Here is a 16532-nt window from a genome sequence, read left to right as displayed (position 1 = left end):
GGGGAAGGATGGACGTCTTTCAGTTTCGCCAGCACATTGTCGACGAATACGAGCAGTTCACTCGTAGCTTTACGCGTATCCGGGCCGATGACATTCGGAACTTTGTCGATGAGCAATACGCCAGCCAGCGCTACTGGCCTGCGCCGCTCATCCAGATAAATCCGAACTTCAAGTCTGGCGGCACGGTCGAAGAGTTCGTCGCTGCCGGACAGCTAAGCGCCCAGTGTGCGGATATTTTTCGACTCGGGAAATCTGCCTCATCTGCGGGGGTTTCCTTGCCCCTGCATAAGCACCAGGCAGAGGCCATCAGCCTCGCTGCAGCCAGCGAAAGCTATGTCCTGACGACGGGCACGGGTTCAGGCAAGTCACTCAGTTACTTCATCCCCATCATCGACGAATGCCTTAAAGCCAAGGCGGTTGACTCGACTTCACGTACCCGGGCGATTGTCATTTACCCGATGAACGCGCTGGCTAACTCGCAGCTGGAAGAACTGAAAAAATTCCTCGGCTCAAATCCAGCCGAGCGCGCTGTAACTTTTGGACGCTACACGGGCCAGGAGTCTGATGAAGAGCGCCAGGCCATGGCAGCCAACCCGCCTGACATTCTGCTCACCAACTTTATGATGCTCGAGCTGCTGATGACCAGGCAGAATGACATCGACAAGGCGGTGATGCGCAATGCCAAAGGCCTGCGCTTTCTCGTTCTGGATGAACTTCACACCTACCGGGGGCGGCAGGGTGCCGATGTCGCGCTCCTCGTTCGTCGGGTGCGAGAAGCACTTTCCGAAAACCTAATTTGCATCGGTACCTCAGCCACAATGGCTACCGAAGGTACGCAGATGGAGCGGAACGCCATCGTCGCGGACGTTGCATCGCGACTGTTTGGCACGAACATCCCTGACCGGAACATCGTTACCGAAACGCTGCGCCGTGTCACGCCAGAACAAGAAACCATTGCGACTGTTTCACCCCGCCTAGCTGAGGCTATTCGCGCCGGCGTACCTGAGGTCGCCGATTTTGCTGGTCTAGCGTCGCATCCGGTTTCCGTTTGGGTCGAATTGACTTTGGGACTGGATTACGAGGGTGACAAGCCGAGGCGCGCACGTCCCCAGAAACTTGCTGACGCAGCGCAGAAGCTGCATGAGGTGTCGGGCGAATCCGTCGATGCCTGCCTGGACTATCTCCAGAAATTTATGCTACTCGCCTACGCAGTTCAGGATGAGACCGGCAAATCACTATTTGCATTCAAGCTTCACCAGTTTATCGCCGGCGGTGGCAAGGTCTACGCGACGCTGGAAGCAGCTCGACACCGTGCCATCACGCTCGATGGACAGCAGTTCGTTGCGGGCGATACCGACCGTGTCCGGCGCTATTACCACGTCCATTTCTGTCGGGATTGCGGCCAGGAGTTCATGCCGGTCTGGGACACGAATGGCGCCGAAGGTCGCACCTTCAACGTGCGCAGTATCGACGAGCGTCAGCACGACGATGAGGAGGTTCGGTTCGGCTTCCTGATGCCAGGACTGGATAACTGGGACCCGTCAGACCCTGAGCGTTACCCCGAGGGCTGGATTGAAGAGCGGAGCGATGGGGACTGGCGTGTCAAGACGGACAAGCGCAAGTTCGTTCCCCAAGAGGTGCGTGTTCGGCCGGATGGCGTGAAAACAGATGGCATTGGCCTGGATGCCTGGTTTATCCCCGGTGCTTTCCGCTTCTGTCCGGCGTGTGGGGCCACCCATGCAACGGCAGGCAAGGATGCGTTGCGCCTGACGTCGCTATCCGGTGAAGGCCGGAGTTCTGCGACGACGATGCTAACGCTCTCGGCGCTACGGTATCTCTATGAGCAGGACCAAGAACTAACGCCTGATGCCAAAAAAGTGCTGGGCTTTTCTGATAACCGGCAGGATGCCGCGCTGCAGGCTGGGCACTTCAACGACTTCCTTCAGGTACTCCTGACTCGCTCAGCGCTACTCTCCGCAGTCAACCAATCTTCGTCGAAAGTGCTCGGCGAAAAGGAAATCGCCAATGCTGTTTTTGAAGCGCTGGGCTTCCATCGTGATGACCTCGGCGTTCGTGCGGAGTACATGCAGCAACCTGAAGTGAAAGGCAATGCACGACGCCAGGTGCAAGAGGCGATGCGCGGCATCCTGGGTTACCGCAGCTATTTTGACCTACATCGTGGCTGGCGATTCAACAATCCCAACCTGGAGCAACTCGGGCTGATTCGCATCGACTATCAGGACATAGATGACCTTGCTGCTGATAGTGACGAGTGGGCTGATGCCCCCCGGGTGCTGCAGGCAGCCAAGCCTGCGGAGCGGGCCGCAGTATTGCGAGTGCTCTTTAACTTCATGCGGCAGGGGCTCTGTATCGCTACGCGCTACCTTGACCGCGGCGAGCTCGAGCAGTTGCGCACCCAAAGCTATGCAAATCTTCGTGAGCCATGGGGCTTTACCGAAGACGAGCGTCCACAGCCGGCCAAATGGTTTGTCACGCGACGGCCCCGTGAGGAGGTTGACCGGCGGGGCCGACGTCTGATTCTGGACGACTTCCTGGTTATTGGTTCCAGCCGCTCCCGTTTGGGCAGAGAGCTCCGCAGGGCTAGTACCTGGGGAGGTAGCAATCCGTTTTCTACGGACCTCAACGACCAGACCTATCCGGATGTTATTGCGGCGCTCCTGAAAGCCGCCGAATCTTATGGTCTTGTGCGCAAGGACGAAACCGATGTTGGCTTGGTGGGTTGGCAGTTAAATGGTTCAGCGCTCGTCTGGGCGTCCGGCAATGGGCAAAGCACCACACCGTCGAACAACAACGTTTTTTTCCAGGGGCTATACCAGAACATTGCGGCATTGCTGGACAGTCCGGTCCATCAGCTTTTCGATTTTGAAGCTCGCGAACATACCGCCCAGGTTGAACAGGAAGACCGGATGGAGCGGGAAGCACGCTTTCGCTTCACGGAAAAGGACAAGGCTGAGTGGCAGGAGAAGACCGGCATGGCGCTTGAGTGGCTGCCGGTGCTGTTCTGCTCGCCGACGATGGAACTCGGCGTCGACATTTCTTCGCTGAATACGGTGTACATGCGCAACGTGCCGCCGACGCCGGCAAACTATGCGCAGCGCAGTGGTCGAGCCGGGCGCGCGGGGCAGCCAGCGCTCGTTATTACCTACTGTGCGGCACAGAGTCCACACGATCAGTATTACTTCAGCGACCCGGTTCGAATGGTGCATGGCCAGGTTAATGCGCCAACGCTCGACCTGGCCAACCTGGAGCTCATCAAGAGCCATATGCATGCCATCTGGCTAGCCGAAACGGGCAGGAAACTCGGCAACAGCGTACGTGACCTGCTGGACATGAACCAGCCGGAGGCGCTACCTGTCGCGGAAGATGTTGCCTCCGACCTTGATAGGCCGGAAGCGAAGCTGCGTGCCCATAAGCGTGGGCTCAAGGTGCTGGCCATGCTGAAAGGGGAGTTGACTGCGCAAAGAGCGCCGTGGTTCAGCGAGGAGTGGGCCGAGACTGTCTTCCAACGCGCATTTATCGAGTTCAACGGGGCACTGCAGCGTTGGCGCGACCTTTATCGAGCCACCGCGCAGGCCATTGACCTCAACTTCAAGATTGAGAACAACCCCGCGGCCAATGAACGGGAGCGACGCGAAGCTCAGCAGCGACACAATGAAGCGCGTAAGCAGCGCGACCTGCTCCTAGCCGGCGACAGCGCTTTCAACAGCGACTTCTATACATATCGCTATATGGCGAGCCAAGGCTTTTTGCCGGGGTATAACTTCCCGCGCTTGCCGTTGCTTGCCTACCTGCCTGCCCGTCGCGGCAGCATCGGGCGCGAGAGTTTCCTGTCTCGCCCACGCTTCCTCGCACTGGGAGAGTTTGGTCCCTATAGCCTTATCTATCACGAGGGCAGCCAGTACCGGGTCATCAAGGCATTGCTGACCATCACGGGGAAAGACCAAATCAGCGACGGGGCACGCTTGCCCACCGAAGTTGCTCGCCTGTGCCCTGCGTGCGGTTACGGCCATTTTCGTTCCCAACGCGATGCGGACCGCTGCATTTCATGCGGCGCATCGCTGGCCGGTGCCCAGGAAGTGAAGAATCTGTATCGCATTGAAAACGTGTCGACCAAGCGTGCCGAGCGTATTACGGCCAATGAGGAAGAGCGCGTTCGCCAAGGTTACGAGATGCAGACCACACTGCAGTTTGCTGAGGCTGACGGCAAGCTTCAGATGGTCACCACTTTGGTCGAAGATGACCAGGGACCGTTGCTGGAGATGCAATATGGTCCGACCGCCACGGTCTGGCGCATGAACTTTGGTTGGCGGCGGCGCAAGGAAAAGGCTATCCAGGGTTTCATGATGAACCCGGTCACGGGCCACTGGGTCGGTGGTGTTGACGATGGCAATGGCGAATCGGAAAGCGAGGCTGAGGCACCGCCAGACAAGACGCCGCCGCAGCGTATCGTTCCGTATGTGGAAGACCGGCGAAACATTCTCATTATTCGCCCGCATTTCTGCCTAGGTGAACTATCCTCCACAACGTTGACGACGCTGCAGTACGCACTCAAACGGGGTATCGAGGCGGTCTATCAGCTGGAAGAAAGCGAACTGATGGCAGAACCCTTGCCTACGCGCGACAACCGGCAATCCATCCTGTTCTTCGAGGCGGCGGAAGGTGGTGCTGGCGTCCTGACACGCATCGCCACTGAGCCGGCGGCGATGTCCGCTGTAGCGGTCAAGGCGCTCGAAGTCATGCATTTCTTGCCTCCTGCTTCCGGTGCGCCATGGCAGCGGGAGACGCTGACGGAAGAGCTCGAGCACGGCAATCCGATTTGCGAGGCAGGTTGCTACCGATGCCTGCTTTCGTACTACAACCAGCCCGACCATCAACTCATCGACAGGAAAGACGCCGAGGCTGGAGGTCTGGTGCTGGACATCCTGTGTCGTCTGACGCAAGCCGGGACGAAACAGGGGACTCAGGGGCGAGATCCTGGTCAGCATGACGCAGAACTGGCGCGTACCGCTGGTAGCACGTTGGAGCAGTCCTGGTTGGATTACGTTTCCGAGCACGGCTTCCGCAAGCCGGACCGTGGACAGTACACCATTGCAGTTGCTGCTTGCTGCGCCGATTTTTTTTACGATGACCTGCATCTCGCTGTCTTTATCGATGGGCCACATCACGAGACAGAGACGCAGCGTCAGCGGGACGCAAATATCAATCAACAGCTAGATGCGCTTGGCTATCTGGTCGTTCGTTTCCCCAAGGAAAAAACGTCCTGGGCTGACATCTTCAAGAAGAACGTAGACCTGTTTGGTCCCGGGAAGGTTTGATTAAACATGAATGCACCGACGCCGGAGTTTCATCCGGGTTCCCTGATTTCGGCACGTGGCCGGGAATGGGTTGTTTTGCCCGAATCCACCGCAGAGACGCTGCGACTGCGTCCTCTGGGTGGGGCTGAGCATGACGAGACGCTTATCTACCTGCCGCTTGAAAAGCCACAGACGGTTCGGCCTGCGACGTTCCCTTGGCCGACCGTTGCGCAGGCGCGTAACCATACGGCCAGCCAGATGCTGCTCGATGCCCTGCAGTTGAAGCTGCGTAGCGGCGCCGGTCCATTCCGCAGCTTCGGCAACATCGCTGTCGAGCCGCGTGCTTACCAGCTTGTGCCATTGCTGATGGCACTCAAGCTGCCGACCGTGCGCCTGCTGATTGCTGATGACGTGGGTATAGGCAAGACGATTGAAGGTGCGCTCATCGCCCGCGAACTGCTAGACCGCGGAGAAATCCAGCGCCTTACCGTGCTGTGCCCTCCCCATCTATGCGAGCAATGGCAGCGCGAACTCGCCGAGCGCTTTCATGTTCACGCGGTCGTCGTGCGGTCGAACACCGCAGACCGGCTCGAGCGCGACCTTCCGCCCGGCACGTCGCTGTTTCACGCTCACCCGTACACGGTGGTCAGTCTGGACTACATCAAGTCCGAGCGACGCCGGGAAGCATTCCAGCGTCATTGCCCGGAGTTCGTCATCGTCGACGAGGCGCACACGTGCACTCAGGCGGGCCAAGGACGCCAGCAGCGGTATCAGTTGCTCAAAGGACTCGCCGATGACGCCGAGAGGCATCTGGTTTTGTTGACCGCCACCCCGCACAGCGGCGACGAGGATGCCTTTTTCAACCTGCTCGGCCTGCTGCGCCCAGATTTCGCGCAGCTAAAGGATATGCCAGCCGACCAGCGTAGCGACTTGCGTGAGGCCCTGGCGCGTCACTTTGTCCAGCGCCGCCGGCCTGACATTGCCGAGTGGCAGGATACATCGATGTTTCCCGAGCGTCTCACTGCCGAGATTACTTATCGACTCACAGGCGCATGGGGCAAGCTGTTCAACGACGTGCTTTCCTACGCGCGCGAACTTGTTGAGCGCTCCGAGAGTCAGGGGCTGCGTGAGCAACGCATGAACTGGTGGGCGGCGCTGGCGTTGCTTCGCTGCATCTCGTCGTCGCCGGCTGCGGCAGTTAACGCCTTGCGTACACGGTTGGCCGGCGTTGCTGGAGACACTGATGCATCTGACGGCATACCTCTCGAAGAGCTCGAGGCACAAGCCAGTGACCGTGTGCTTGATGGCACAGATGACGCCTTGTCGACAGACGACATTGAACCGGGTGCGCAGACTGAAGACAGTGAGCGTCTGCAGGCGCTGATAGCCAGCGCTACAGCACTGACCGGTCAGCAAAACGACCCGAAGCTCGCCAAATTGCAGGAACACCTCGCGTTGTTGCTGAAGGCCGGTTTTCAGCCCGTTGTTTTCTGCCGTTACATCGCAACAGCGCACTACCTCGAGACTGCATTGCAGGAGAAATTCAAGTCCGCAACGGTTAAGGCGGTAACGGGTGAGTTGACGCCCGATGAACGTGAAGATGCCGTCGAGCGACTGGGCGAAAGCGATACGCGCATTCTTGTCGCGACAGACTGCCTTTCTGAAGGTATCAACCTGCAGGGCCTCTTCACGGCCGTTGTGCACTACGACCTGAGCTGGAACCCGACCCGACACGAGCAGCGGGAGGGACGCGTGGACCGTTTCGGGCAGAAGGCCCGTGAGGTGCGCAGCACCATGCTCTACGGCGAGGACAATCCGGTCGACGGCGCGGTGCTGCAGGTTATCCTGCGCAAGGCGGAAAGCATCCGCAAGGAACTCGGCATACTCGTGCCAATGCCAGACAATGAGGGCAAACTCACGCAGGCGCTGATGAATGCCGTGCTGTTGCGCAAGGGGGCATCAATCGGCATGCAGGCAGAGCTTGACCTGTTCAGCGAGCCAGCGAGGGAGATTGAACTTGCGTGGGAAAGTGCCCGCGAAAAAGCCAGGCAGAATCGCTCCATTTTCGCCCAACGCCGGTTGAGACCAGAGGATGTACTGCCTGAGTGGCAAAAGACCGCTGCGGTTCTTGGCGGTGAAGCAGACGTCGCGCGCTTCGTTAGCCGCGCTGCTAGCCAGCTCGGCGCACCCCTGCAGCCAGTTAATGACCACTTCAAGTTGCTAACGGAGCACCTGCCTGCCTCCGTACGTGAACGACTGGCTGTCGAGGGACTGACCGACACTTTGCGTATCGATTTTCACCAGCCGCCCGCGCAGGGCGCGAGCTTCATTCACCGTACTCACCCGCTGGTAGCCGTCCTGGCTGACACGCTGCTCGAACGGGCACTAGATGACGCCGCGTACGCAATTGAAGATACCACCGTCGCGCGTGCAGGCAGCGCTTTTGTCAATCACGTCTCGCTCAAAACGACCGTCATGCTGTTGCGCATTCGTCATCAACTGACGGTGACACATGGCGCTAATACACGCCTACTGATGTGCGAAGAGGCTGTCGCCGTAGCCGCATCCGGAAATAAACCTTTGACGGAACTTTCTGCTGACCAGGCCCGAGCCCTGCTGGGTGCCGAGGCCACCCGGAATATGCCCGCGCCACTTCGCGACCGCCAGTTGCAATCCGCCCTGGACACCTTGCCGGGCTGGCAACCGCAACTCGAAGCCATTGCCCAGACGCGTGCCCAAGCACTGTTGCAAGACCACCGCCGTGTGCGCGAAGCTTCGGAAGGTCGAGGGAGCTACCAGGTGACTGCCAGTTTGCCGGTCGACGTGATAGGCGTCTACGTGTTGCTGCCGGATGCAGCAGCGGCTACGACGGGAGCCTGACGCGATGGCCCGATTGAATTCAACGCGGAAAACGCATCAGCTGACCTACCGTGCCATCCGTATCGAAGGCGGCCTCATTCCGGCCGACGAACTGACGCGCCTGACTCTGCTTGCAGACCCCAAGGACACTGAGCAGACGGAGAGTCATTACCGCATTGCGAAGGGTCTGAAGCTGCGCGACGAAATTGCCCGCGACTTCAAGATTGCACTCAATCTCTGGCAGGACTTTCAGGCACTGCGACAGCGCCAGGACGTGCGGCTACATGAGGTCACGGTGCGTGAGTGGCTGATTCCCCTCCTGCGAGACGTACTGCACTTCCACGATATTGGCCGTCATTCCCCCATTGAAGTCGCTGGACACCAATACAACATTGGCCATGCCGGGAGTGGTGGTCGGGTGCCACTGGTGCTGGCTGGTGTCGACGAATCGCTCGATACCGCCGCCGACCGGTTTGGCGAAACGAACCCGGACACGGGCAAGATTCGTCGCCGCAGTCCCTTCATGCTGACGCAGGAAGCGCTGAACGCGAGCGATGATTCGCTTTGGGCGCTAGTCAGCAACGGGCTCTCTCTACGCATTCTGCGTGATAACCCGAGCCTCACGCGTCCAGCCTATATCGAGGTTGACCTCGAAGCCATTTTCGCCGAGGAGCTGCTGGCTGACTTCGGTGCATTCTGGCTGCTGGCTCACGCAAGCCGCTTCGGCAACGCCGAAGCCTTGCCGACCGATTGTCCATGGGAGCGTTGGCGCGATGCAGGCCAGCAGGTCGGCGTTACTGTGCGGGGCAAGTTGCGTAACCAGGTGGCGAACGCGTTGCGAGCGCTCGGGACAGGGTTCCTGTCCCACCATGCGAATCATTCGTTGCGAGGAGCGTTGCAGGATGCCGAAAGCGGCTATGACCGTCAGGCCTTTTTTGAAGAACTACTGCGCCTTGTTTACCGCCTCATTTTTCTTTCCACCGTGGAGGACCGGCGCGACCGTGGCAGTGGCGAACGCCTGGTCTTTGCACCTGACGCTAGTGATGAGGCCAAGGCGCGGTATCTTGACGGCTACTCGCTCACCTGGCTGCGCGAGCGCGCGGTTCGCCGTAGCCAGCATGACCGCCATGCAGACCTCTGGCAGGCATTGACCATCACGTTCCGTGCCTTGGCGCACGGTGAGGCGGCACTCGGCCTGCCTGCCATCGGCGGGCTGTTCGACACCGACCAGTGCTGGCACCTGGATGCCGCGGAACTCGAAAATCGCTATCTGCTGACTGCGGTGTTCGAGCTGGGCTGGTTCCGCGCTGACGGCAGTCTATCCCGCGTCAATTACCGCGACATGGGACCGGAGGAGCTTGGAAGCGTATATGAGAGCCTTCTGGAACTTGTACCGGACCTTCAAGGCCTTGCACACGCTGGCACCGCTCGTCTGGCGTTCGTGGGCGATGAGATAACGGATGCGTCCACCAAAGGAAATACCCGCAAGCTCACAGGCAGCTACTACACCCCCGACAGCTTGGTGCAAGAGCTCATCACAAGCGCGTTGGAGCCGGTCATTGAGCAGACCGTCAAGACCAACCCGCAGCGCCCGGTGGAGGCGCTGCTCGAGCTGACTATTTGCGACCCCGCCTGCGGTAGCGGCCACTTCCTGCTCGCCGCTGCCCGGCGCTTGGCCGACGAGGTCGCACTGCGTCGTGCTGCGGCTGAGCGGGAAGGCGGCGCTCCGACGCCCTTGGACTATCGTCACGCGCTGCGCGATGTGGTTAGCCGTTGCATCTACGGCGTGGACAAGAATCCCATGGCCATCCAGCTCGCGAAGACGGCGCTGTGGCTGGAAGCCTATTCCCCAGACCGCCCCTTGAGCTTTGTCGACCACCACCTCCGCGTAGGTGACGCGCTGCTGGGAGTGCTGGACCCCAAGGTACTGGAACACGGTATTCCTGATGAGGCTTATACCGTTCTTTCGGGTGATGACAAGGCAACGGCGAGTGCGCTAAAGAAGCAGAACAAAGCTGACCTGAAGAGTTGGCGTGCCATTGCGGGCGGTGACCTGCTGACGCAAGCCGGCCTGGCTGTGCAAGCTGTGACGGTGGAAGCGCTGGACGACGACACCCCCGAACACCTGACCGCGAAGCGTCAGGCATGGGCAACGGCCGAAGCCGAAGGACAGCGCAGCACATTTGCTCGACTGGCCGACACTTACGTGGCAGCCTTCTTGGCACCGAAGTTAGCCGATACAAAGAATGTGGTGCCTTTGTCGGGTTATCTGTGGGGCGTACTCAGCGGGCAGCCTGCCAAGGCCGAATTGGAAGATGCGGCCCAAGCTCTGTGCCGACAGCACGCCGTTTTCCACTGGTGGCTCGCGTTCCCGCAGGTGGCAGCGCGCGGTGGGTTTTCGGTCATGCTGGGTAATCCGCCGTGGGAGCGCATCAAGCTGCAGGAGGAAGAGTTCTTTGCTACACGCAGCCCGCTAGTGGCAACGGCCAGGAACAAAGCTGAACGCAGCCAGCGTATCGAATGGCTGCGTGAGGGGGTATTGCTGCATAACGTGAATCCCGACCTCGAGCGCGCTGAAGGCTTGGCACCGCCCAACCGCGCTGAGATGTCGTTGTACGCCAGCTTCATCGCCGCACGACACGGGGCCGAGGCTGCAAGCCTGTATGCGCACGATAGCCGGCGCTACCCGCTCACCGGCGTGGGTGACGTAAACACCTATGCCATGTTTGCAGAGACGTTTTTGCAGGCAACAGCGTCGACGGGGCGAGCAGGGTTCATCGTGCCGACCGGCATTGCGACAGACGACTCGACCAAGGCCTACTTCGGTCACATCGCCAGCAGTGGTCGCTTGGCCAGTCTGTACGACTTCGAAAATAGCAATGGCGTATTCCCGGCAGTGCATCGCAGCTACAAATTTTCGCTGCTGACGCTAGGTGCCGTAACTCAGTCGGAGTTCGTCTGTTTTGCGACCCGTGTAGAGCATCTGGAGGATTCCCGACGTCGCTTCACGCTCACGCCAGACGAATTTGGCCTCATCAATCCCAACACTCGTACATGTCCGGTATTCCGCAGTGAGCGCGATGCCGAATTGACGAAGAAGCTCTACCGCGCTGCGCCAGTGCTCATCCGCGAAGCGCAGTACGGCCCAGAGGGAGAACAACTCAAAGCCGAGGCTAATCCTTGGGGTATTCGCTTTCAGACAATGTTCCATATGTCGGGTGACAGTGAGCTGTTCCGAGACGTACCCGCAGCCATTGGTAAGCCACCGCGACTGCCGCTGTATGAAGCCAAGATGATTCACCAATTTGACCACCGATGGGCGACTTACGTGGATGCACCCGACAAGCCGGATGGGATAGATGCAGTCGACCTAAGCCCGTTGCAGCAAGTCGACCCGGACTACACCGTGCGTCCGCGTTACTGGGTCAGCGAGCGGGAAGTACTCGCGCGCATTGCCAATGTGCCAGCAAAAGTGGCTCGCGCTTGGCTAGAACTTCATTCAGCGCAGGATTCGGGACAGCGTGAACGGGTGAGCATCGCGCTGGCTGATTTGCAGCGTGCGCTGGCACAATGGGTCGCTGGTGAGTTGTTCCATGTTGCTGCTGCTTCGTCGCGCAAAGGAGAAGGCTGGACGCCGACCCAAGCGCAGCCCCATATCGCGACCGTCGAGGTTCAGCTTCAATCTCAGTTTCCGCGTCTTGGCGATGCGCTGCGCGGCGAAGGCCTGACGACGAAGAAAGCCCTGTCTGAGTTTCCAAAATGGGCGACCCAGAACTTCAATACACGTCTCTGTGACGAAGAGCTGTCGGTCTTGGCTGATGCACTCCGCGTTACACCGAAGGAAAGCGCGTTGCTCGACTTGCTTGATGGCTGGATGGACTGCCGTAGTCCCCGTTGGCTGATGGGGTGGCGGGATATTTGCCGTAGCACGGATGAGAGAACCGTAATTGCGTCTGTCATGCCTCGGGTGGGAGTCGGCCACACGATGCCGCTTTTCTCTACTAATGCGAGTGCCCCCCAAGTTGCAGCATTCCTTGGAAATTGGCTTTCATTGACCTTCGATTACGTGGCGAGACAGAAAGTTGGGGGCACGCACCTCACTTACGGGTATTTGAAGCAGTTGCCCATGCTACCGCCAGATGGGTACGCCTCCGCAGCACTCGAATTCATCGTCCCTCGTGTCTTGGAACTGACATACACAGCGTACGACCTCACGCCTTGGGCCAACGACTTGGTTATGTATGACCATAGGCCCGCCGGCGAACGTGGTCAACCATTCGCCTGGAACCCTGAACGGCGTGCTCAATTGCGCGCCGAGCTGGACGCTTATTACGCTCGCCTCTATGGACTGACCCGCGATGAGCTGCGCTATATCCTCGACCCTGCCGGCGTGATAGGCATCGACTATCCCAGCGAAACGTTCCGTGTACTCAGAAACAATGAAATACGCGAGTTCGGGGAGTACCGCACTCAGCGTCTCGTACTTGAGGCGTGGGACCGACAAAGCACGACGCCATCGCAATATGCGTCGGCTGCTTCGGCCGTGCGGGTTCAATATTCCGAGCAAGGTTTTATTCGAAATGCCGAAGAAGCAAAGTTGGCGGGGCTCATAGTCGCTCTTGTGGACGTTTGCTCAGCGGGCTGCTCTGTGTCGGAACTCCAATCCCTCATTGCTCGTTCTGGAATAGCTGCTCAGTACCTGGAACCAGCTGAGGTGCAGCAGCTTACGTCACTGTTGGACGCGCATGAGACTTCGAGTCTCGTGCAGTTGATTGACCGTGTCCTCCCTATCGTTCAGCGACTGGAGGCTGTTTCCGTTCTTGTGCGTGAGCAGCAAGGTGCCGTGTCGTTATTCAGACGGGGGAGCGGAGCGATTCCTGGAGATGTAACCCAACTTCCAGAACATACCGGAATTGCTCGATTGCTGGTCGCTGCCGACTCGCGGCGCGTTGCATTGGAGGGAACGACAACAGATGATGGCTCTGCAACGCCTAAGTCGACAGGCACGAGATAGGAGGAACAATGACACGCTGGCTCGAGGGATATAAACCCGCTCACAAGCATCCTCGACTATGGGTCGAGACGGTATGGCTGGTCGAATCTCGGGAGCCTCTAGTCCTGACGCGTGTTATCGATTTGCACCAAGGCCTGAACATTGTATGGGCCAAGGAGTCGGCGTCGAATGAGACACCTGGCCTGTCCAGCGCAGGCCATGGGGTTGGGAAGACATCGCTGTGTCTTCTCATGCGATATGTGCTGGGTGACGACGCCCCTTCTATCTCGACGTTGCGCGACAAGGCGTCGAGTGGCTTTCCGAAGGGAGGCGTCGCGGCGAAGGTCCACATCGAGGGCGTGACGTGGTTGGTCTTTCGTCCCTATGGGGCCTACAGCCATTCCCTTGCCGCACAGTGCGAAGCGCTAGAGCAGCTTCTTCAGGGAGATGTCTCCAATGATTTCCAGGCATATCTCGATGCGCTGGAGCTGTTCTCGATAGGTCGCCTCACGGCACAATCGTTGCCGGGTACGAATCAGCAACTTAAATGGCGGCATCTGTTGGCGTGGTGTATACGAGACCAGCGAACACGGTTTGACGGGTTCTACCACTGGCGTGATGGCGAGGGTTTAGGCTTCGCGAGACCGCGGCGAGACCCGCCACTGTTCGTCGGGTCTGTTCTCGGCCTCGTGGATGCGGAACTGGACCAACTACTTCGCGAGATTGAGTCAAAGCAAATCCAGTTCGACCAAGTGAAGGAACGAATTCCAGAGTTTGAACGCGCGCCGGCTTTTGCTCTAGCCCATGCCGACCGTCAACTACGTATCCGGCTTGGCGCCGGAGAAGACGAGCCGCTGTATGCTGCGACCGTTGGCCAGTCCATCGAGTCCCGCGTTCTAGCCGCTTTCGAGACCGCTCAGCAAGTGGAGGAGCGCTGGGAACGTGAGGTCGAGCAAGTCGAGGAGCAACTGGCAGTAGAGCAAATTCGCCTCACAAATCTCAATCACACGATGCGGCTGGCTGAGGCCGAGGTGGGCATCGCGCAGGCACTCGTCGACGCAAACCGGGAAGACTTTGAGCGGTTGACTAAGGTTCGTGACCGGTTGGAAGGACTCGATGGTAGTCGATGTGACCACGGCAACATCGAGTTTTCCGCATGCCAATATATCCAAGACCGGAAAAACGCTGCCAGCCTGACGTGGCATCGAGATGGGAAAGAAGTGCAGGCGAATGCACAGGAACTCGCACGACAACTTGCCCGCCGTGAAGCTGAATTCCGAGGTGCGTCAACTACGGTCTCGGAGCAATCTCAACGAATCTCCGAGAAAAAGGCCGAGCTACGGCGGCTCCGTGTTCGAATTGCAACAAACGAAAGTAGCAACACCCTTCTGAAAAAGTCCTGGGACGAGCTGCAAGCGTTGCATTCGCAACGAGCTCAAGGGGTTGACACGTTTGAATTGATACAGGCACGGCAACGGCAGCGGGAGCTTGAGTCTGAGCTAAATCGTCTTCGGACTTCGATTGCCGACCGACGGTCTCAGCGGTCTGCACGAGTAGATGCAATCAAATCCCTAACTGCTCGCGTATCGTCTCGGTTGCTGGGGGCCGAAGGGCACGCCCGATTTGTTCCAGACGACGAGGTGCGCCCGTTTGGGGTCTTGCGTGGTGGCGAGGCTTATCAGGTTCTGGAGGTACTTCTCGGCGACATCGTCTGCTTGCTGGATTCCGCCACGTCTGAGGTCAGTAGCCACCCGGGTTTCCTGGTTCACGACTGTCCGCGAGAAGCCGACATGAGCGAGCGTCTGTATAGAGAATTCTTTCTCGTAGCGTCCGAAGCTGCGGCGCAACTTGGCGAGGATGGTGTCCCGTTTCAGTTCATCGTGACGACTACTTCACCTCCGCCAGACGAGGTACACGGGGGCCGGTATGTTGTGCTGGAGCTTGAGCCGGGTGCCGAAGAAAAGCTTCTGTTTAAACGAGAGCTATTGCCTGAATTGCCAGGTTTTGAGCAGCCGAGGGAATGATGGCGCCGCTTGAGCGCCTTCGCGTCGAGAAAGCTGCTGCAGACTGTGGCTTTGAGCGCACGCCTATTCTGCTGACCGACGGCGGGATGGAGTTGCGTTCGGCGCAGTTTCCAGAAGCGATATTCGTACAAATGTGGGACGGCGCACTTCGCGTTTCGGCTTCGAACGATGCCCTATTGGATGGCGCAGACGCCAGTGAAATCTCAGTTAGTGATTTGGACAAGCTTTACGCTGTCCTCCAACGTGCCTCGACCATCGCCAGAACCATGCCGAACCGTGTGGCCGACCAGTTTCGGCGTGCGAAAAAGCATCTACCGCAAACTACTGAGGCGGAGCGCCTGGCGGTACAACGTGTCGGGCAAGACTTGTATCGAAGTGCACTGATGGATTATTGGCAGGGGCGCTGCTGCGTAACTGGCCTCGCCGTCCCAGCCTTGCTACGAGCCTCGCACATCAAGCCTTGGGCTAAGTGTCAAAGTGACGAAGAGAGGCTGGATGTGTTCAACGGGTTTCTGCTCGCTCCACATATTGACGCGCTGTTCGACGGTGGTTGGATTTCGTTTTCAGACCAAGGAACCTTACTCATATCTGACGTGTTGTCGTATGCTGCAAGAGTTCAGCTTGGGGTCTCGTCAGAATGGACTATTCCGAATCTCAAGCCTGGACATGCCTCATACCTGATGTTTCACCGCGCCAACGAGTTTCGTCGGACGCCTTGACGGCATGGGGTAGCCCCTTTCCCATTCCGCCGCAATGTGGGCGAAACCCTCGAGCGGAAATTTATCCGAGCGGCAAGTACCCAAGTCTCGGCACCGGAAAAAAGAGCGGACGCCGATTATCGCCTAGTATGACAAAATGGCCGCTTAGATTCGGCGGCGATTGCTTACTGCTGGCAACTTGCTCAACGAGAAGTCATCCATCTAAGCTATCAAGGAGCGTTCGCCAACAAAAATCCGGACGGATGCCCCCCAAAATCCAGCTTTATGGCTCCTGCTACATAAAGCATAAGCTTCCGATATTCAGACCGCGCAAAGACTCTTGCTCGACAATCACAAAGCCATTCGTCAGCGTCAATCCGAACGAGCGGTGGGCAGACATTGAGCACACCTCTTCTCGAGCACACGAATCACCGAATCGGTCGGTTTCAACTCGAAATGCGACAAGGTCGATGCGCTCGCGCCCGGTGTCCCCCGATTCCTGCGTTCCAACCGCGAACACATGATATCGGTCTCGCTTTTCATCTCGAACGCGGAACAGTCTTCAAGCGAAATTGTCGCTCGACCCGTCCTTCCTCGCCGGCCACACAGCAGGGCTGCAAAGCTTGCCTTCCGTCGACTCCTT

Annotated in this window: 5 protein-coding genes; all 5 read left to right on the top strand. The window is 58.6% G+C overall.

The features are described from left to right. Positions 1–8 precede the first annotated feature (8 nt). The 5 genes from ABIC50_RS09445 to ABIC50_RS09425 are packed head-to-tail and all read left to right on the top strand — an operon-like array spanning position 9 to position 15910. The gene (locus ABIC50_RS09445) at positions 9–5336 is read left to right on the top strand and encodes a DEAD/DEAH box helicase (protein WP_354163368.1); all 5328 of its coding nucleotides are present in this window, start codon (positions 9–11) and stop codon (positions 5334–5336) included. A 6-nt stretch (positions 5337–5342) separates the two neighbouring features. After that, positions 5343–8195 (top strand): DUF8741 domain-containing protein, encoded by a 2853-nt coding sequence (locus ABIC50_RS09440; RefSeq protein ID WP_354163366.1) that lies wholly within the window; start codon positions 5343–5345, stop codon positions 8193–8195. A 4-nt stretch (positions 8196–8199) separates the two neighbouring features. Next, positions 8200–13188, top strand: coding sequence for an Eco57I restriction-modification methylase domain-containing protein (locus ABIC50_RS09435; RefSeq protein ID WP_354163365.1), 4989 nt, complete (start codon positions 8200–8202; stop codon positions 13186–13188). An 8-nt stretch (positions 13189–13196) separates the two neighbouring features. After that, positions 13197–15191 (top strand): hypothetical protein, encoded by a 1995-nt coding sequence (locus ABIC50_RS09430; protein WP_354163364.1) that lies wholly within the window; start codon positions 13197–13199, stop codon positions 15189–15191. After that, entirely contained in the window at positions 15188–15910 is a 723-nt protein-coding gene (locus ABIC50_RS09425; protein ID WP_354163363.1) for an HNH endonuclease, read from the top strand. The genes ABIC50_RS09430 and ABIC50_RS09425 overlap by 4 nt, the downstream gene beginning before the upstream one ends. Positions 15911–16532 lie beyond the last annotated feature (622 nt).

The sequence above is a fragment of the Burkholderia sp. 567 genome, assembly GCF_040545115.1.
In the GTDB taxonomy this organism is placed as follows: domain Bacteria; phylum Pseudomonadota; class Gammaproteobacteria; order Burkholderiales; family Burkholderiaceae; genus Burkholderia; species Burkholderia ambifaria.
The sequence above is the reverse complement of the archived record's forward strand: the minus strand, read 5'-3'. Positions and strand labels throughout refer to the sequence as shown.

Coding starts and splice junctions, on each gene's coding strand:
- ABIC50_RS09445 (WP_354163368.1), top strand. CDS start 9: ATGGACGTCTTTCAGTTTCGCCAGCACATTGTCGACGAATACGAGCAG.
- ABIC50_RS09425 (WP_354163363.1), top strand. CDS start 15,188: ATGATGGCGCCGCTTGAGCGCCTTCGCGTCGAGAAAGCTGCTGCAGAC.
- ABIC50_RS09435 (WP_354163365.1), top strand. CDS start 8,200: ATGGCCCGATTGAATTCAACGCGGAAAACGCATCAGCTGACCTACCGT.
- ABIC50_RS09440 (WP_354163366.1), top strand. CDS start 5,343: ATGAATGCACCGACGCCGGAGTTTCATCCGGGTTCCCTGATTTCGGCA.
- ABIC50_RS09430 (WP_354163364.1), top strand. CDS start 13,197: ATGACACGCTGGCTCGAGGGATATAAACCCGCTCACAAGCATCCTCGA.